16 protein-coding genes are annotated in these 18,283 nt (G+C 68.9%); 7 read left to right on the forward strand and 9 right to left on the reverse strand.

Annotated features, from left to right (window positions below):
- Positions 1-368: 368 nt before the first annotated feature.
- Positions 369-704 (forward strand): transglycosylase family protein, encoded by a 336-nt coding sequence (locus ACZ6SF_RS13935; RefSeq protein WP_466062479.1) that lies wholly within the window; start codon positions 369-371, stop codon positions 702-704.
- Between the two features lie 110 nt (positions 705-814).
- Here ACZ6SF_RS13935 and ACZ6SF_RS13940 read toward each other — a convergent pair whose 3' ends face one another.
- The gene (locus tag ACZ6SF_RS13940; protein WP_466062480.1) at positions 815-3,808 is read right to left on the reverse strand and encodes a UPF0182 family protein; all 2,994 of its coding nucleotides are present in this window, start codon (positions 3,806-3,808) and stop codon (positions 815-817) included.
- Positions 3,809-3,989: 181 nt separating this feature from the next.
- Between ACZ6SF_RS13940 and ACZ6SF_RS13945 the strand changes: the two genes are divergently transcribed.
- On the forward strand, positions 3,990-4,583 hold the full coding sequence (locus ACZ6SF_RS13945) for a PPA1309 family protein (RefSeq protein WP_466062481.1): 594 nt from the start codon (positions 3,990-3,992) through the stop codon (positions 4,581-4,583).
- On the opposite strand, the gene ACZ6SF_RS13950 is transcribed toward ACZ6SF_RS13945, so the two are convergent.
- Together ACZ6SF_RS13950 and ACZ6SF_RS13955 are read right to left on the reverse strand one after the other, a co-directional pair.
- Positions 4,580-5,605 carry a YlbL family protein gene (locus ACZ6SF_RS13950; protein ID WP_466062483.1) on the reverse strand — a complete coding sequence of 342 codons (1,026 nt, stop codon included), beginning with the start codon at positions 5,603-5,605 and terminating at the stop codon, positions 4,580-4,582. The two genes, ACZ6SF_RS13945 and ACZ6SF_RS13950, sit on opposite strands and share 4 nt — an antisense overlap.
- Before the next feature lie 137 nt (positions 5,606-5,742).
- Positions 5,743-5,973 carry a mycoredoxin gene (locus tag ACZ6SF_RS13955; RefSeq protein ID WP_466062977.1) on the reverse strand — a complete coding sequence of 77 codons (231 nt, stop codon included), beginning with the start codon at positions 5,971-5,973 and terminating at the stop codon, positions 5,743-5,745.
- Positions 5,974-6,127: 154 nt separating this feature from the next.
- On the opposite strand from ACZ6SF_RS13955, the gene ACZ6SF_RS13960 reads away from it, so the two are divergent.
- The 3 genes from ACZ6SF_RS13960 to ACZ6SF_RS13970 all read left to right on the forward strand — a co-directional run bounded on the left by ACZ6SF_RS13960 (position 6,128) and on the right by ACZ6SF_RS13970 (position 9,208).
- Positions 6,128-8,263, forward strand: a complete 2,136-nt coding sequence (locus ACZ6SF_RS13960) for an ATP-dependent DNA helicase UvrD2 (protein WP_466062484.1) — start codon at positions 6,128-6,130, stop codon at positions 8,261-8,263.
- A gap of 154 nt (positions 8,264-8,417) precedes the next feature.
- Positions 8,418-8,750 carry a hypothetical protein gene (locus ACZ6SF_RS13965; RefSeq protein ID WP_466062485.1) on the forward strand — a complete coding sequence of 111 codons (333 nt, stop codon included), beginning with the start codon at positions 8,418-8,420 and terminating at the stop codon, positions 8,748-8,750.
- 176 nt (positions 8,751-8,926) lie between these two features.
- Positions 8,927-9,208 carry a WhiB family transcriptional regulator gene (locus tag ACZ6SF_RS13970; RefSeq protein ID WP_466062978.1) on the forward strand — a complete coding sequence of 94 codons (282 nt, stop codon included), beginning with the start codon at positions 8,927-8,929 and terminating at the stop codon, positions 9,206-9,208.
- Between the two features lie 122 nt (positions 9,209-9,330).
- Here ACZ6SF_RS13970 and ACZ6SF_RS13975 read toward each other — a convergent pair whose 3' ends face one another.
- Positions 9,331-10,575 carry a PucR family transcriptional regulator gene (locus ACZ6SF_RS13975; protein WP_466062486.1) on the reverse strand — a complete coding sequence of 415 codons (1,245 nt, stop codon included), beginning with the start codon at positions 10,573-10,575 and terminating at the stop codon, positions 9,331-9,333.
- A gap of 181 nt (positions 10,576-10,756) precedes the next feature.
- Here ACZ6SF_RS13975 and ACZ6SF_RS13980 point away from each other — a divergent pair, with 181 nt between their 5' ends.
- Positions 10,757-11,542 (forward strand): PucR family transcriptional regulator, encoded by a 786-nt coding sequence (locus ACZ6SF_RS13980; protein ID WP_466062487.1) that lies wholly within the window; start codon positions 10,757-10,759, stop codon positions 11,540-11,542.
- Between the two features lie 30 nt (positions 11,543-11,572).
- Here ACZ6SF_RS13980 and ACZ6SF_RS13985 read toward each other — a convergent pair whose 3' ends face one another.
- The 5 genes from ACZ6SF_RS13985 to ACZ6SF_RS14005 form a co-directional block, all read right to left on the reverse strand.
- On the reverse strand, positions 11,573-12,892 hold the full coding sequence (locus ACZ6SF_RS13985; RefSeq protein WP_466062488.1) for an ABC1 kinase family protein: 1,320 nt from the start codon (positions 12,890-12,892) through the stop codon (positions 11,573-11,575).
- A gap of 107 nt (positions 12,893-12,999) precedes the next feature.
- Positions 13,000-13,863 (reverse strand): TOMM precursor leader peptide-binding protein, encoded by an 864-nt coding sequence (locus ACZ6SF_RS13990; protein WP_466062489.1) that lies wholly within the window; start codon positions 13,861-13,863, stop codon positions 13,000-13,002.
- 162 nt (positions 13,864-14,025) lie between these two features.
- A complete protein-coding gene (locus tag ACZ6SF_RS13995) occupies positions 14,026-15,474 on the reverse strand; it encodes a zinc-dependent metalloprotease (protein WP_466062491.1) in 1,449 nt (482 codons plus the stop codon).
- Between the two features lie 189 nt (positions 15,475-15,663).
- The gene (gene nudC / locus ACZ6SF_RS14000; RefSeq protein ID WP_466062492.1) at positions 15,664-16,596 is read right to left on the reverse strand and encodes an NAD(+) diphosphatase; all 933 of its coding nucleotides are present in this window, start codon (positions 16,594-16,596) and stop codon (positions 15,664-15,666) included.
- Between the two features lie 41 nt (positions 16,597-16,637).
- The gene (locus ACZ6SF_RS14005) at positions 16,638-17,603 is read right to left on the reverse strand and encodes a potassium channel family protein (RefSeq protein ID WP_466062979.1); all 966 of its coding nucleotides are present in this window, start codon (positions 17,601-17,603) and stop codon (positions 16,638-16,640) included.
- 239 nt (positions 17,604-17,842) lie between these two features.
- Between ACZ6SF_RS14005 and ACZ6SF_RS14010 the strand changes: the two genes are divergently transcribed.
- Complete coding sequence (locus ACZ6SF_RS14010; RefSeq protein WP_466062493.1) at positions 17,843-18,256, forward strand: DoxX family protein; 414 nt, start codon at positions 17,843-17,845, stop codon at positions 18,254-18,256.
- Positions 18,257-18,283 lie beyond the last annotated feature (27 nt).

Below are 18,283 nucleotides of genomic sequence, written 5' to 3' on the forward strand. Positions count from 1 at the left end.
GGAGCGATTGCCACGTTTCTCTACCGCGATACGCGTGACACGAATTACGAAATTAGAGTGATCCCGCTCACATTTCGGTGTTGTCACGGCGCGAGTTGGGTAGGAGAAATTCCGGATATGACCAGCAGTTTTCCAGATATTCCCGGTTCGCACCAATCGACTTATCGATAGTTATCGATACGTGATCTGACGAGATTTCTTCGTTACCGTCGTTCCCAGGCCCCGACCAGACCGGGACGGGCCGGACCGAACCGGAGAACACCGGCAACCCTGTCCCACGGTTCGGATCAAACCCCGACACATCACCTGGGGACAGGGGCACGCAAGCCTCGATCGCGCTGCCGGTGGGCACAGGGAGGGATTCGCATATGACCAAGACCCGAAAGTTCAGCACCCGCGCCCTCGGCCTGACCGCTATCGCCGGAGCACTCGTTGCCGTACCGTTCGGTCTTTCCACCGCCACCGCTTCTGCCGACTCGGGCAACTGGGACGCTGTTGCCCAGTGCGAGAGCAGCGGCAACTGGTCCACCAATACCGGCAACGGCTTCTACGGCGGCCTGCAGTTCACCCAGAGCACCTGGGAGGCCAACGGTGGTAGCGGCAGCGCCGCCAACGCCAGCCGCGAGGAGCAGATCCGCGTCGCCGAGAACGTTCTCGACACCCAGGGCCCCGGCGCGTGGCCGGTGTGCGGCTCGTACCTGTGACCCGCTCCGGCGTCTGCCGCCGGTAGCCCGCGCACACGAAGAGGCGCTGTCATCCAGTGGATGACAGCGCCTCTTTCGTCGTCGGTGACCGGCCCGGGCCACCCGGCCGTTTACCTACCGGCGTCCTGGTAGGCCTTCACGGCGGCCTCGAGCTCGTCGAGCGCCTGCCCGAACTCCTCGAAGTTCCCGGTCCGCATGGCGGCGCGGACCTCCTCGATCTTGCGATCGAGCTCCGCCGCCGCCGCGGCCTGCGCGGCCGATCCGGTACCGGCCGTGGGGGGCGGCGTCCCGTTGCCCGCGGCGCCCTGGTCCCGAGGCTCCTCGGGTTCGGTCTGCGGCGGCGCGGCGCCCGGACTCGGTCTCGTCGCCGGATCACCGCCCGACGGCGTCGCCAGCGCGCCCGAACCGGGGAGCACCTGGTTCAGCGCATCGGCCAGCGTGGACCCGTACCCGACCTTCACACTGCCGGCCTGATCGCGATAGCTGACCAGCACCCGCAGCAGCTGCGGGAAGGTGGCCGTGTTCTGGCCGGTATTGCGCTCGTTGTAGAAGGGTTCGACGTACAGGATGCCGCCGTCGGCGACCGGCAGGGTCAGCAGATTGCCGTATCTGATCTTGTTCGAGTTCGACAGCAGGGTCTTCTCCTGCGAGACCTGCGGCGCCGTCGTCATCGTGTTCTGGGTCTGCTGTGGACCCTGGGTCTGGGTATCGGTCGGTAGCTGCAGGATTCTGAACTTCCCGTACCCGTCGGGATCGGAACGCACCGAGATATAGGACGAGAGGAACTGCCGGTTGTAGCCGACCATGGCACTGGTCAGGTTGAACACCGGCTTACCGGTCTCCGGATCGCCCAGCAGTACGTAGTAGGGCGGCTGACTCGCCGACACCCCCTCCACGGTCGGATCGGCGGGCACCGACCAGAACGCGTTGTTGGTGAAGAACTCGCGCGGATCATCCACGTGATACTTGGTGAGCATCTCGCGCTGGACCTTGAACAGATCCTCCGGATAGCGGAAGTGCTCGCGCAGCTCGGGGCTGATCTCGCTCTCGGGGGTCACCGCGTCCGGGAACACACCACGCCACGCCTGCAGGACCGGATCGCTGGGATCGGTCTCGTAGAGCTGGACGGTGCCGTCGTAGGCGTCGACGGTGGCCTTCACCGAGTTGCGGATATAGCTGACCTCTTTACGCGGCAGCAACCGGCCGGTGCGCTGGTCGATACTGTCCTCGACCGCACCCTCCAGCGAGGTGGTCTGCGCGTAGGGGTAGTTGTCCAAGGTGGTGTAGGCGTCGACGATCCACTTGATCCGGCCGTCCACCACCGCCGGGTACGCGTTGCCGTCGGTGGTGAGCCAGGGCGCGACCTTCTGCACCCGGTCGCGCGGCGACCGGTTGTAGAGGATCTTCGAATCGTCGCCGATCGCCGACGAGAACAGGATGTTGCGCTCGGCGTACTTGGCCGCGAAGGCCAGCCGGTTGAACCAGTTGCCGATCGGGACGCCGCCGCTGCCGTCGTAGGTGAAGCGCGCCTGGTCGGTGTCGTATTCGCGCGGTGTCTGGCCCTCCTGCGCGCCGACGATGGCGTAATCGGGGTCGGACTGCGAGATCAGCTCGCCGTAGTAGATACGCGGCTGGTCCACCGGGATCCGCTGCTGATCCTTGGGCGTGAACAGATCGCTGACCAGGAAGATCGGATATCCGGAATCACTGCTGCCGCCCGCGGCGTTGGGGTCCTCGGACTGCGGCCGGTTCACCCGGTTGGCCGGCGCGGCGACGAAACCGTTGCCGTGGGTGTAGACGGTGTGCTTGTTGATCCAGTCGGTCTGGTTACCGCTCAGGGTCGCCGGCGACAGTTCGCGCGCGGCGACGATGTAGTCCTGGATCTGGCCGTTGAGCGAGTACCGGTCGATATCGAGCGTGTCGGGGAACCCGTAGAAGTTCTTGAGCTGACGCAGCTGGGTGAACGTCGGGGACAGGATGTTGGGATCCAGCAGCCGGGCGTTGGCGATGGTCGCGTGATCGACCGGCACGTTCACCGGGTTCTTGCTGCTCTCGCCCTTGTAATCGATGTACTCGATCTTGTCGTCGGTGATCCCGTACGCGTGCCGGGTCGCGTCGATATTGCGTTCGATGTATTCGCTCTCCTTCTCCGCGGCGTTCGGCCGCACGGAGAACTGCTCGACCATCAGCGGCCAGACCGCCCCGACGAGGACCGACGACAGCACCAGCAGGGCCGCGGCCATCGCGGGCACGCGCAGATCGCGCAGCACGATCCCGGCGAAGAACGCCAGCGCGCAGATGATCGCGATCGACATCAGGATCAGCTTGGCCGGCAGCACCGCGTTGATATCGGTGAACGAACCGCCGTTGAAGGTCGGTTCCTTCCGGTTGCTCATCAGCAGCTGGTACCGGTCGAACCAGTAGGCGACGGCCTTCAGCAGCACGAACAACCCCGCGATAACCGCCAGCTGCACGCGCGCCGGGGTGGTGAGCACACCCTCGCGACCGGTCAGCCGCAGGCCGCCGAAGATGTAGTGCGTCACCAGGTTCGCGAAGAACGCGATCACGATGGCGACGAACAACCAGTTCAGCACCATCCGGTAGAACGGCAGATCGAAGGCGTAGAAACCGACGTCGAGGCCGAACTGCGGATCCGTGCGCCCGAACGACCCGCCGTGCAGGAACAACTGCACCGTCACCCAGTTCGACTGGGCCACCAGCCCGGAGAGCACACCGAGCAGCACCGGGATCCCCAGCCCGAACAGCTTCAGTTTGCCGAGCACGGTGGTCCGGTACCGGGCGATGGGATCACCGGCGCCTGAGGTCGGTACGAACACCGGCCGGGACCGGTAGGCCAGCAATAGTGCCAGCCATACGATCGCGCCGACGACCAGCGCGACGATCGCGAAGACCGCGACCCGGGTCAGGAGCACGGTGAGGTAGACGCCCCGGAAATCGACCTCCCCGAACCACAGCCAGTTCGTATAGGTGTCGACGAGCCGGGGACCAACCAACAGCAGTGCGGCCAGCACCACCGCGCCCACCAGCAGCAGGCGGCTGCGCCGGGACAGCGAGGGTAATCCGGCGGGGGGGCGCATGCCCACGATGCCACTCTCCAGGGTCCGGCGGCGGGCGACCCGGTAGCGCCACCGGCCGCCGCGCCGCAGTCCGAATTGTTGCGGTCGGGGTCCGTACGGACCCTCTGCGCCCACTTTACGGAAAACGGACATGTACGCGACCGCAGGGTTGGGGCGGTGTCGCGGCGCCGGATGCGAGGATGGTCGGGTGAGCGCCGATCTGCATGCCGAAATCGTCCTTGCCCGTTCCGTCCACGAGGTCGCGGAGTTCGTGGACGCCGAGGGCTGGGGGAGATCTCCGCAGATGTTCGCGCTGGTGCGCACGGCCGATCTGGTGGCCGCCGAACCCGCGCTGATCGATCAGGTCGACACCGCCGACGAACTGACACCGATCGCTCAGGACCCACTGCCGGAGGACGTGGCCGACGGTGGAACGGTCGCGCTGGACGAATTCCTGGCGACCACGAGCTGGCCGCCCGCGGTGGCCGGGTGTGTCCTGGTCCAGGAGATCGTGGTGCTGCCGCCGGACGCGGAAAACGATCTCGACGAGGCCCTCACGCCGCTACTGGCCGACGCCGACGCGGCCGATGCCGCGGGCCGGGCCGCGGCCGAAGCCCATCCGGAACGCCGTGACGCCCGGCTCTTCGCCGCCGCACTGCGCACCGGAGACACCCTGTGCCTCATGCAACTCCGGCCCGCGGACGACGAGCCCGAGGACCGGCTCGAACTGCGCACGCACCCGAACCTCGCCCCGAACCTGGTGGAGGCGTTGCGCCACACCCTGGAGGAATCCGGCGACTAGCCGCAGGCCGGCGCTTCCCGGCCGGCGCCCAGATCCTCGAGTGCCTGTACCGCGCCCGCCAGCGTCTCCACCCGGACCAGCCGCAACCCGTCGGGGATCCGCTGACTCGCCTCGTTGCAGTTACCCGCGGGCACCAGGAAGGTCTCGGCGCCCGCTTCCCGGGCGGCCATCATCTTGTACTGGATGCCGCCGATGGCGCCGACCTTGCCGTCCTCGTCGATACTGCCGGTACCGGCCACGAACGAACCGCTGTCCAGATCCCCGGGGCTCAGTTTCTCGACCAGCGCCAGGCTGAACATCAGCCCGGCCGAGGGTCCGCCGATATCGGCGAGGTTGAAGGTGATCTCCATCGGCGGCGCCGCCGATTCGGTGGGGGTCAGGCCGAGATAGCCCTTGGCCGGGTCGTCGGGGCGCGCGGCGAGGGCGATGTTCGCGGTCTGCTCGGCGCCGTCGCGCCGGTACACCACGCCGATCACCGTCCCCGGGGCCCGGCTCGACACCTCGGTGACCACGTCCTGAGTGGTGGCGACCGGTTTACCGTTCACGCTGACCAGCTGATCGCCGGGGCGCAGCACCTCGTGGGAGGGCCCCTGGTCGGAGACCTCGTGCACCAGGACCGCGGTCGGCAGGTTCAGCTGATGCATCGCCGCGACCTCGGCATTGCTCTCGGAGTTCGTGAACTCCTGCTCGTTGGACCGATCGACTTCCTCGCGCGAGACATCCGGCGGATAGACCTCGGCGCGCGGCACGATGCCGTGGCGGCCGCTCACCCAGAAACCGAGCGCCTCGAACAGGGTCAGGCCGTCGCGTACCGCGACGGTGGTCATATTGAGATGCCCGGAGGTGCGGTCGACCTCGGCCCCGGTCACCTCCACGACATCCTCCCCGTCGACTTCGCCCAGCGTATCGACGGTGGGGCCGGGACCGAGCGCCACGAACGGCACGGTGGCCACGCTGCCGATCACACCGAACAACACCACCGGAACCAGAGCGACCAAGAGCGTGATGATCCGACGATTCACCCGGTCAACACTAGCCATCCGGACCCGCGTGATGCGGGACAGGGACGCGCGGGGCGCGCCGCGGCATCCGCCGCTCCCCGGCGATACCGCGCCGACCGGATCCGGGCCCGGGTCCGGTCGGGCCCGGTCACGCGGGCTCAGCCCAGCCGGGCGAGCACCTGCTTCACCTCGGCCAGGGACGGATTGGTCGCGGTCGAACCGTCGGCGAACTTCAGGGTCGGCACCACGTGGTTGCCGTTGTTCACACTGCCGACGAACTCGGCCGAGGCGGGATCGTCCTCGATATCGATCTCCGCGTAGGTGATCCCGGCCTCCTTCAGCTGTGTCTTCAGCCGGCGGCAGTAACCGCACCAGGTGGTCGAGTACATGGTCAGATCCGGTGTCGCTTCAGTCACGCAGAGAGCAACGCATCCGCCCTCGCGCGTGTTCCGGGACCGCCGCGGCAGGCAAGCCCGGCCGGAACACATGCCCCGGGAGCGTGGCGCGCGGTGCCCCGGGGAGGCGCGGGGCACGCTGTGCACAATGGAGCCCGTGGCCGCACTCGATCTCTCCGCGCTGGATCCCGAGCAGGCCGCCGCCGTCCGCGCTCCCCGCGGACCGGTGTGTGTGCTCGCCGGGGCGGGCACCGGGAAGACACGGACCATCACCTACCGCATCGCCCACCTGGTCGCGGCCGGTCAGGTCCGCGCCGACCAAGTGCTGGCGGTCACCTTCACCGCCCGGGCGGCGGGCGAACTGCGCGGCCGGTTGCGTGCGCTCGGGCTGGGCGACGCCGCGTCGACGGTCCAGGCCCGCACCTTCCACGCCGCGGCGCTGCGGCAGCTGCGCTACTTCTGGCCGCAGGTGGTGGGCGAGGTGCCGTGGCGGATGCTGGACGGCAAGTTCCCGGTGGTGACCCGGGCCGCGCAGCGCGTGGGTCTGGCGTCGGGGACCGACAGCGTCAAAGACCTGCTGAGTGAAATCGAATGGGCCAAATCCTCGCTGATCGCGCCCGAGGACTACGCGACCGCCGCGGCCGGGCACCGTCGCGACACCCCCTTCCCCGCCGCCCGGATCGGCGAGGTCTACGCGGCCTACGAATCGCTCAAGAACACCCCCGAGGGTCTGCTGCTGGACTTCGACGATCTGCTGCTGCACACCGCCGCCGCGCTCGAGGACTATCCGGCGGTGGCGGACGTGTTCCGCGAGCGGTATCGCTGTTTCGTCGTCGACGAGTACCAGGACGTGACCCCGCTGCAGCAGCGGGTGCTCGACGCCTGGCTGGGCGATCGCGACGATCTCACCGTCGTCGGCGACGCCAACCAGACCATCTACTCGTTCACCGGCGCGAGCCCCGCCCACCTGCTGGACTTCTCACGGCGCTTCCCGGAAGCCACCGTGGTGCGGCTGGAACGCGACTACCGGTCGACCCCGCAGATCGTCGGCCTCGCCAACCGGGTGATCGGTATGGCACACGGTCGCATCGCCGGCACCCGGCTGCAACTGGTGGGCCAGCGCCCGGACGGGCCGGAACCCGAGTTCGCCGAGTACGAACAGCTCGCGGGGGAAGCGGCCGATATCGCGCGGCGGATCGAGCAGTTGATCGCGGACGGCACCCCGGCCGCCGAGATCGCCGTGCTGTACCGGATCAACGCGCACTCCGAGGCCTACGAGCAGGCCCTGACCGAACGCGGTATCGCGTATCAGGTCCGGGGCGGCGAGGGTTTCTTCCAGCGGCCGGAGGTGCGCCAGGCGGTCCAGGAACTGCGCAAGGCCACCGCGCGCGACGATCTGCCCGACCCCGCGCGAACCGGTGGCAACCTCGTCACGCTGGTCCGGGCCGCCCTCGCAGCGATCGGTCTCACCAACTCCGCCCCGGCCGGCACGCAGGCCCGGCAACGCTGGGAATCGCTGATCGCGCTCGTCCGGCTCACCGAGGAACTGGTGGAGCACGAACCCGGCCTGGATCTCGCCGGTCTGCTGCGCGAACTCGCCCTCCGGGCCGAATCGCGGCATCCACCGACCGTGCAAGGGGTGACCCTGGCCTCGCTGCACGCCGCCAAGGGCCTGGAGTGGGATGCGGTGTTCCTGGTGGGGCTCACCGACGGGGCGCTGCCGATCTCCTATGCCCTCAACGGCGACGGATCGGTCGCCGATCCGGCCGCGCTGGAGGAGGAGCGCCGGCTGCTCTACGTCGGGGTGACCCGCGCCCGGACCCATCTGCTGCTGTCCTGGGCGCTGTCGCGCGGCGACGGGGATCGCCGGGCTCGGCGCCGCTCACGTTTCCTCGGCGGACTGGTGCCCGAGAACTCCCCCGCGTCCCGCATCACGACCGCGCCCCGGCCCGCCGATACGAGCCGCCCCGTCTGCCGTGTCTGCGGGCGGGCCCTGCTCGAACCGGAGACCTTGTTGCTGCGTCGCTGTAAAGGCTGTGCGGGACAACCCGATACGGAACTGCTGAGCGCGCTGCAGGATTGGCGCCGGGAGAAGGCGGCCGAACTCGCCGTTGATCCCCGGGGCATCCTGGGTGTGAATACGCTCACCGCAATCGCCGAGCAACTTCCCGAGGACGAGGCCGGCCTCGCCGCGCTCGGGGTCACCGAGAGCAAGGTCCGGCAGTACGGCGCGGAGGTTTTGGCGATCATCCGGTCCCGCCGCCGCGCGACGTCCGGACGGTAGCGCCACACCGTTTTCGAGATCTGCGCAAAACCGCAGGTAGAAAATAGGTTGTCGAGTCCGCCGAGATTGCTTAAGGTGGAAATCGCGCTCGGGAGGGTACATCGACGCGCACTGTTGGAATTCGGATCACGAGTACATGGAGGGAGGCAGACAGATGAACGGCATCACTGACTACGGCAATTCGACCGTAGCGCTGAATACGCGGTTGTCGGCTGCTTCCCGGGGGTTCCTCGCTATGCAGGGGACCGGCCGGTCCTGCACCGATGGTTTCGGTGCGCAGCCGCGCATTCGCCGTTCGCATCAGAACGTCATCGCACTGCAGGACCAGTCCTTCGCAATCTGGCATCCGGCCGCCGCACCCGTGGCAGCCGGCCCGCTCGCTATCGATCCCGTCGCAGCGAATGAGGCGGCCGACAAGCGCGCGGAAAGCCTCCGCAAAGGACACCCAGCGACCGTGAACAGTCGGCCACAGAGCCGACCGAGGTAGGACACCACTCCCGCCTCCTGGCCACGGATCGCAGATGCGAGACCGTGGCCATATTTTTTGGCCTTCAGCCCACAAGGCATCGGTCTCGCGACAGCAACACCGAACCGCTGCACAACAAGCTGAAGGAGAACGACGTGGTCACCACCACACAGGACTGGCCGCCGGCCACCACTGACGTGGCGTGTCGCACTGTGGCAACCGAAGCCGTGGACCCGCGGCTGCCGGCTCTGCCGTGCCGGGCGGGGGATCCGGACCTCTGGTTCGCCGAGAGCCCGGGCCAGCTGGAAGAGGCCAAGGCCCTGTGCGCGGCCTGCCCGATCCGGCAGGGCTGCCTGAGCGCCGCCATCGATCGGCGGGAGCCGTGGGGTGTCTGGGGCGGTGAGATCTTCGATCAGGGGGTCGTCATCGCTCGCAAGCGCCCGCGGGGCCGGCCGCGCAAAGTCGCCAGCTGTGTCTGACGGGGTCCGCGCCGCGACCCCGCCGGATGCGCACCGACTGAGGAAACGAGCCGCTCATCGCTTCGCCGGTGAGCGGCTCGTTCGCGTTCGGGGCACCGTCGGTGTCCACGGCCGGATGATTCTCAGTCCTCGCCCCGTCCATGCGGTTGCGCCGCGGGGTAGAGCCGGTGGATGGTGACCGCGGCCGCCAGCAGCCGGGAGTTGTTCGGTTCCGCCGGATCTATACCGGTGAGTTCCCCGACCCGTCGCAGCCGATAGCTGAATGTGTTGGGGTGCACGTGGAGCTGCGACGACGCGGTCTTGCGATCGGGGCCGAACCGCAGATGCGCCTCCAGCGCCTCGAGCAGATGCGGGGCCCGCAGCAACGGGGCGATACGGGCCGCCAGCCGGTCACGTGCGGCACCGGGTCTGGTGAGCTGATACTCGAGGAGGAGATCGTCGAGCCGGTACAGGCCCGGAGACCGGCCCAGTAGCCGCGCGAGCGTGGCGAGTTCGGTGACCTCGGAGGCCGCGCGCGGAATGTCCACGGGCGCGACGGGTTCCGATTCCGCGAGATAGGTCTTCACGCCGAGCGCCTCGGTGAGCTCGGCGGCCAGCGCGGCCGTCCGCGGCTCCGGTGCCGGACCGGAATGGCCGGGCACGAGCGCGATACCGCTCGAACCGTCGAAGGTGGCGAGCGCGCTACCGTGGCTGAAAGCGTCCAGTGCCCGGTGAAAGACGCGAATCCTTCGCCGTGCCAGCAGGTCCGCGGCACCGTTCGATTCCTCCGGCGCGGTGTGCACCGCGACGACCGTGTAGCGGTCGGTCAACGGCGTATCGGCCCGGGCCGACAACTGATCGGCCGGCCGTCCGCGCAGCAGCGCCGAGCACAACTCCCGGCGCGCCTCGCGCTCGGCGTTGTGGATCGATTGACCGACCTCGGCGTAGGCCTCGGTCACGATCACGGTGATATGCATCAGCACGTCCAGCAAACCCGAACCGATCGCCACGAGTTCGTCCATCTCGCCGGGCGTCGCCAATCCGGCGGCCTCGGCCAGCAGGGTCTGCGCCGAGGCGTGAACGGCCTCGATCAGCAGCGGCAGGGGTAGCCGGTCTTCCGCGTGCCGTTCGGCGACCGGCGTGACGAAGGCGGCGATCTGGGCTCTGCCCAGTGGATCGTCGTCACCGATGGCTCGCAGGACCGCGTGTCCGCACGCGTGGATGGCGGGCAGCACCTCGAGGCGGAAATGCCCTTCGGGGAGGTCCGCCGCGGGCGGTGTCGCGCCGAGACCTTCCGCCAGCAGCTTTTCCGACAGTTGTGGCCATCGCGTCTGCAAACGCCCGAGTAGCGAAACGTCGGCGGTGGACGAATGTGATCTTGCCCGCATAGGGCGATTGTTGCCGAACGCCGGGCGGTCGGGACGGTCTCTCGAACGCCTCGCGGATTACTTTGTCTCCGGAGACAACCTCGGTACCCCGGACTTCGTCCGGTAGTGCAGTGACCACCTCGGAGAGCGGGTGCAGACTGGGATCGGCATATCCGAGACGCAGTGACGGGGAAGAACGGAAATGGTCGCACCGGCGCATCACATCGGCGAGTGCGCCGCTCCCCACGCCCACCGCGCCATGGCTCTCGCCCTGTTGAACGGGCACAACAGCGCGCGGATCGCCCGGGAGTCCGGAGTGCAGATCGCCGACGGGTACACGGTGCTCGCCGTCGCGACCGAAGCGGACGAGCGGAGCGTGCGACCGGCGGCCCGCTTCGCGGCAGTGCTCTCCGGGCGCTACGGGCAGCCGGTCCCCGCGCTGCTCAGTTCGTTCGGGGGCACCATCCTGGTTCCCGATTCGGCCTGCGGCCCGGGCGATCTCGCCGATCTCGCGAGCGGAATGCCGCTCGTCCTCGCCGCGACCACCGCCGCACCCGGCCGGATCCCGGTCGCCGCCGATATCGCGCACGAACTTCTCGAGATGGTGTGCCGGATCTACGCCCGCCCCGGCCTGTACCGTTTCGACGATCTCGCCCTGGAATACCAGCTCACCCGCCCGGGCCCGGGTCGCGACCGGCTCGCGGCCCTACTCGATCCGGTTGCCTGCCATCCGGAACTGATGTCGACGCTGCGGATCCATCTGCACAACGAATTCAACCGCCGCCGCACGTCCCGGATGCTGCATATCCATCAGAACACCGTGGACTACCGGCTCAAACGCATCGGGCAGCTCGCCGGGCTCGATATCACCCGGGCCGATGCTCTGTGGCAGTTGCGGGCGGCCCTGGTCGCTCGCAGCTATGCGGAGCCGGTGGCGCGATCCGAGCATCCGGCCGCCGACTCGGTCACCGGTCCCGGCGCCATCTGACGATCTCCCCGCACGGGACGGCCCGCCAGCTCAGGCGGTGTCGCGTTCATCGCGGAACCCGGGCAGCCAGGTGGCGGCCAGCGCCATGAACGGCACCTCGGCGTCGAGCTGCGCGCAGATCCCGATCGAGCCGCCGAGAACCCGGAAGATCATGACGTATTCGCTCGGCAGCATCATCGCGCGGGCCGTTTTCATCTCCGGCGAGGAGTAATCGGTGGCCTTACCGGCCACGCGCTGCATCCAGCGCCGGGTGAAATGGAACGATTCGGACCGGATCGGATCGGTGAAGGGCCGCAGGTAGTCGGCGATTTCCTGCTCGGTGAGGGTGCGCCCGGGCAGCACCCAGCCGTTGGCGTGCAGCAGCGCGGTGAGCTCGCCGTATTCTTCGGCCACCGCCAGGGCGAGAATGCGGCCCAGCAGTTCCGGGAAACCACCCGGCAACGGCGCGCAGGCGCCGTAGTCGATCACCGCGAGTTTTCCTTCCGGGGTGATCATGAAATTGCCCGGATGCGGATCGGCGTGCAGCAGGCCGGCGGTCTCGGGGGCGGAGAAATGGAACCGGCCCAGCAGACCCGCGACCCGGTTACGCAGCACCCGGGTACCGTCGGGATCCGCCTGCCCCGCGGCGATGATCGCGGAAACCGGTGTGCCCTCGAGCCATTCGCTCACGATCACCTTCGGCGCGCTCGCGACGACCTTGGGGATCACGAATTCCGGATGGCCCTCGTAGGCCTTGCCGAAGGCGCGCTGATTGGCGGCCTCGTTGCGATAGTCCAGCTCTTCCTCGGTGCGTTCGGTGATCTCGGCGAGCAGCGGTTTCACATCGGCGCCGGGTATGACCTTGGCGAACAGCCCGGTCATCCGGTTGAGGGTGCGCAGGTCGGCGCGCAGCGCCTCGTCGGCGCCGGGGTACTGGACCTTCACCGCGACGGTGCGGCCGTCGGACCACACCGCTTTGTGCACCTGGCCGATACTCGCCGAGGCGGCCGGGGTGTCGTCGAAGGATTCGAACCGCTTACGCCAGTCGGTACCGAGCTGCTGGTCGAGGACCCGGTGCACGGTGGCCGCGGGCATCGGCGGCGCGGCGGCCTGCAGTTTGGTGAGCGCCTCGCGGTAGTGTTCGCCGAATTCCTCGGGAACGGCGGCCTCCATCACGCTCAGCGCCTGACCGAACTTCATCGCGCCGCCCTTGAGCTCGCCCAGGACGGTGAACAGCTGCTCGGCCGCCTTCTGGTTCAGCTCGGTGCTGATCTCCTTGCGATCGCCCCCGGCGAGCTTCTTACCGAAGCCCACCGCCGCGCGGCCGGCGACCCCGAGGGGAATCTTGGCCAACTTCGCATTGCGGGACATAGGCCGGCGCACGATCTCAGACACTCCCCCATCATGGCCGACGGAACGGCGGGTCTGCCACGGAAAAGCGAAGAGAATTACCACTGCCCCGGCAAGTGTGAGTGTGATCACAGGGACTCCGCCGCCGCGCGCGACAGGCATCCACACCGGATATGCGGGAGCCAGGGCCGGCGGCTCAGGTACCGGGAATCCAGATCGAGTTCGAGCGTCCGGTTCAGCGTTTCGGGTGGACGACCGGGTTCACAGGCGATGATGGTCTCCAGTTCGCCCAGCGCCAGCGCGGCCACGGCGGCTATCCCCGCCGGGCTGGCATGCCCCATCCGGCCCAGGAGCTGCGCGGCCAGCCGCGGCCATTCGGCATCGTGATCGCATCGAGTGAGATCGGCACAGCGCAGACAACTGGTGCGGCCCGGTAGCACCAGCGGCCCGACCAGCCCCTTCCCGTCCCGCAAACGGACGACCAGATGGGCGGTGCCCGCATGAGACAGTTCCCGCACCAGCCGCGGATCGGGGATGAAGGCATCCGCCAGCACCACCAGATCGGCGGATCGGGCGGCGGCCTCGCGCTCGCCACGATGGCCGCGTGAGCGGGCCGGACGGATACCGAGTTCGCGCAGGCCGGCGGCTATCGCCTCGGCCAGCGGCCCCACCCCGTGCACCCGGATGGAACGCACCCGTCCGGCCGGGGCGGGCGGATGCACCAGCAGGCCCGCCGCGTCGATCACCTCGAACAAGGCGATGGCGCGGCGTGGTTCCAGGCCCAGCGCCCGGGCGTGCCAGATCACCTGGGGCCGGCTGTTGAGGCCGTCGAGCAGGCGCAGGAATCCGAGTACCTGCCCGGTCTCGAGGCCCGGCGCCTCGCACAGCACCGCGCTGTCGGGATCCCAGCCGAGCTGCACCTGGCCGGTGGAACGCACCAGTATCGGCACCCGGGGGTGCAGGAGTGGCCCGCGGGGCCGAAGCGTCGTCATGGGCAAAGTATGCGAACTCCGCCCGGGGGTGACGGCCCTCCGAAGCGGAGTTGTCCACAGGCCGCACGCCTGTGGACAACGCCATCTTCGCAGTTCAGAACCTACTCACCGACCACCCGTGGATCCGGATCCGAATTCGCGCGGATGGCAGGCCGGACCGCGTTACTTCCGCGGGGACTCCGGATCGCCGGGAGCCGGATCGGGCCCGTCGTCGCCGTATTCCGGGGCATCCGACCCGGCGGCGTCGGACTCCTCGGTGGACGATCCCGATTCGGCCTTCGCGCGTTCGGCCGCCTCGGTGGCGGCGAGCTGGGCCAGCGGATCGTCGAAGGCCCCGGTACCGCCGCCGATCACCGAGTCGATGAAGGCGGCGGGGGTGTCCAGATCGGTGGCGTCGGGCAGCAGATCGGGATGCGCCCAGACGCCGTCACGGGCGGCCATTCCGGCATCATCGGTCAGTCGCTGCCACAGGGTGGCCGCCTCCCGGAGTTTGCGCGGACGCAGTTCCAGACCGACCAGGGTCGCGAAGGTCTGCTCGGCCGGACCACCGGTGGCCCGCCGGCGGCGCAGCGTCTCCGCCAGCGCGCCCGCACCGGGCAGCCGGTCGCCGACGGCGGCCGCGACGACCACCTGCACCCAGCCCTCGATCAGTGCGAGCAGGGTCTCCAGCCGCTCCAGAGCCTGTTTCTGCTCGGGTGTGGTCTGCGGTTCGAAGCTGCCCTGGGAGAGGATCTCCTCCAGCTTGGACGGATCGGTGAGCGCGGAGGGGTCCAGGTTACGGGCGGTTTCCTCCAGCGCCGAGAAATCCATGGTGATCCCGCGCGCGTAATCCTCGACGGCGCCCAGCACCTGCTGGCGCAGCCACGGTACGTGGACGAACAGCCGCTGGTGGGCCACCTCACGGGCGGCGAGGAACACCACGATCTCGCTCTCCGGCTGCTCCAGCCCCTCGGAGAACTCCGAGATGGCGGTGGGCAGCAGGGCCGCGGTACCGGCCGGGCCGAGGGGCAGGCCGATATCGGTGCCGGTCAGCACCTCCTTGGCCAGCTGTCCCAGCGCCTGCCCGAGCTGCGAGCCGAAGGCCAGGCCACCCATCTGGCCGAGCATGCCCATCATCGGGCCGGCCATATCCCGGGCCTCCTCCGGGAGCCCGGCGGTCCACATACCGGAGATCTGCTGGGCCACCGGATCGCAGAGACGCTGCCAGGTGGGCAGGGTCTTCTCGATCCAGTCGTTGGCGGTCCAGGCGACGGTGCTCGTCGCGCCGGCGGGGAAGGTGGTCGCATCGTCGAGCCAGAGTTCGGCCAGGTGAGCCGCATCGGCGACGGCCGCGGCGGTGCCACTGGACACCGGCGGCACCGTGGCGCCGAGCTGCTGGCGGGCCAGACGCTTGGCCACGTCGTAGTTGACCGGGCCGCTGCCGCCGCCGGTCACGCCCTGCCCCATACCGCTGAGCATCTGCCCCAGCGAGGTGAGCATCTGCCCCAGCGAGGCCGGATCGAATCCGGCGCCGCCGAAGCCGAAGGGATCGTTACCGCCACCGGGTTTGTCACCGCGGCCGCGGTCGTCGTCGTCGCCTCCTTGTGAGAATCCGAACGGGAGATCGCTCATTCCGCCTCACCCGCCGGTCTCGCGTCCGGTCGGTATCCGGTGAGCGCGCGCGAACCGGCTCGGCCGGTCGGCGCTTCGAGAAGCTGCATGTAGTCCATAGTAGGCGCGACGAACCGGCCGGTCCGCCGCACCGGCGCGGCTTCGCGACGGGCGAACAAACTCACCGGAGCGCACCTCGGCCCGGGACTCTCATTCCGCCGTCGCGGCGTCTCCCGCGGCGACCCAGGACTCCACGATCGTGCGGGCGATCGATACCGCGCCGGGCAGCAGCAGGCGGGGGCCACCGCCGCCCTCGGGCGGAGTCCGCCAGGCTCCGGCCGCGAGGGCCGACCGCACCTCGTCGCGGGTGAACCAATGCGCCTCGGCGATCTCGCCGTCGGAGAAGACCAGCGGCTGCGCCGGATCGCCCAGGGCACAGAACCCCAGCATCAGCGAGCGCGGGAACGGCCACGGCTGACTGCCGAGATACTGGATATCGCCGACATCGAGCCCGACCTCCTCGCGCATCTCCCGTTCGACACAGCGCTCCAGGGACTCACCCGCCTCCACGAAACCGGCCAGCAACGAGAACATGGTCTCGGGCCAGCTGTGCTGCCGGCCCAGCAGCACCCGGTCACCGCCGTCGTGGATCAGGCAGATGACGGCCGGATCGGTACGCGGGAAATCCTCCCGGCCGTCCTCGGCCACCCGGGACCAGCCGCCCTTGGCGGGCCGGGTGGGGCTGCCGTCGGCACCGTGGAAAGCGGCCGAGGTGTGCCAGTTGAGCAGCGCGAGAGCGGCCGAGAGCACACCGGCGGTGAAATCGTCGATCGCGGTATCGGCGAGCCGGCGCAGATCCCGCAGCGAACCGGTGAGCTCGGGATCGCGGACGGCCCACAGGTGTACACCGGCGTCGACACCGAGGAATACCGCGTCCGGGCTGGGTTCGGCGGACAGTTCGGTGGCTCGATCCCAGACCAGCGCCTCGTCTCCGTAGCGCACCGCGCCACCGCGGCCGACCCGGAGCAGCCGGGCGGTGGCCCAGCCTTCTTTCAGCGCGCGGTCGTCGGCGCGCAGATGATCGGCGCGATCGAGTGCGGAGCGAGAGAGCAGGGGAAGCTGGTTGAGCTGGAATACCGCCACGCCTCCGAGCGTATCGCGGCGCCGTTCGCGCCCGCGCCGGGTCAGCGGGCCCGGCGGATGTAGAGCAGTTTGTCGCCGGATTCCAGGGCGTCGGCCTCCGATTCGCCGACCCGGATCAGCACACCGGCGCGCACCACACCCAGCACGATATCGCTGAGATGCCGTGGTGAACCGCCCACCTCGCCGGGTTCGACCTCGCGTTCGGCGACGGCGAAACCGTGTTCGGGGGTGAGCAGATCCTCCATCATCTCCACGACGCTGGGAGTGGTGGTGGCGATACCGAGCAGCCGCCCGGTGGTCTCCGAGGACACCACCACCGAATCGGCGCCGGACTGGCGCAGCAGATGGGTGTTCTCCGATTCCCGGATGGATGCGACGATCTTGGCCTTCTTGGTGAGCTCCCGGGCGGTGAGGGTGACCAGGACCGCGGTGTCGTCCCGGTTCGCGGCGACGATCACCGAGGACGCGTTCTGCACGCCGGCCAGCCGCAGTACATCGGACTGGGTCGCCGATCCGTGCACGGTGACCAGGCCGGCGGTGGACGCGGCCTCCAGGCTCACCGCGTCGGTATCGACGACCACGATATCGGCGGGCTGGACGCCGTCGCCGAGCATGGCGTCGATCGCGGTGCGGCCCTTGGTGCCGTAGCCGACCACGACGGTGTGATTACGCACGGTGCGCCTCCAACGCTGGATCTTCAAGGCCTGGCGGGAACGTTCGGTGAGCACCGCCAGGGTGGTGCCGACCAGGACGATGAGGAACAGCACGCGCAGCGGGGTGATGACGAAGATGTTCACCAGGCGTGCCGACGGGGTGACCGGGGCGATATCGCCGTATCCGGTGGTGGACAGGGACACCGTCGCGTAATAGAAGGCGTCCAGCAGGGTCACCGAATCGTCGGCGTTGTCGCGGTAGCCGTCGCGGCCGAGGTAGACGACCAGCGCCGCCAGGCAGAGCAGCCCGACGGCGAACAGCACCCGCCGCCACAGCGAGATCCAGGGACTCATCTGCGCTTCCGGGATGCGCAGCAGACCGACCAGCGCGAAATCGGGGCGGTTGGCGCCCGCACCCAGCCGCGTCCGCCCGCCGAGTTGCGCGAAGCGTGAATTCACCGGCGATTCCATCGACCGCCCCGGGCTTTACGCCGCTGTCCTGCTGTCAGTCCCTCCGACACAGCTCGGGAGCCTACCCGCTGGTCCGGTCGAACGCCGCGCACGCGGCCCGTAACGATCTCTAGGGTGTGGGCATGGCAGATCTCTCGCCCTCCGGCACACCCGATCCGGGCCGCACTCCCGCGCTGCGGCTGGCCGCGCTTCTCTTCGGCGCCGGCGTCATGCATTTCGTCGTTCCCAAACAGTTCGATTCGATCGTTCCGCCCCAATTGCCCGGTAAGCCACGGTCCTACACCTACTGGTCGGGGGTCGCCGAGATCGGTGTCGGCGCCACGCTGCTGGTGCCACGGACCCGGCGGCTCGGCGGCCGGCTGGCCGCGGTGCTGTTCATCGCGGTGTTCCCGGCCAATATCCAGCTCGTGGTGGATTCGCTGCGCAACCCGAAGACCCCGCGGTTGCTGACGGCGGCCTCGATCCTGCGGCTGCCGTTGCAGTTGCCCATGATCACCCAGGCGCTGAAGGTGAGCCGGTCGGGCCCACAGCGGTGAACCGCTCAGACCTACAACGGTGAACCG

The organism is Nocardia sp. NPDC049935, from assembly GCF_055586645.1.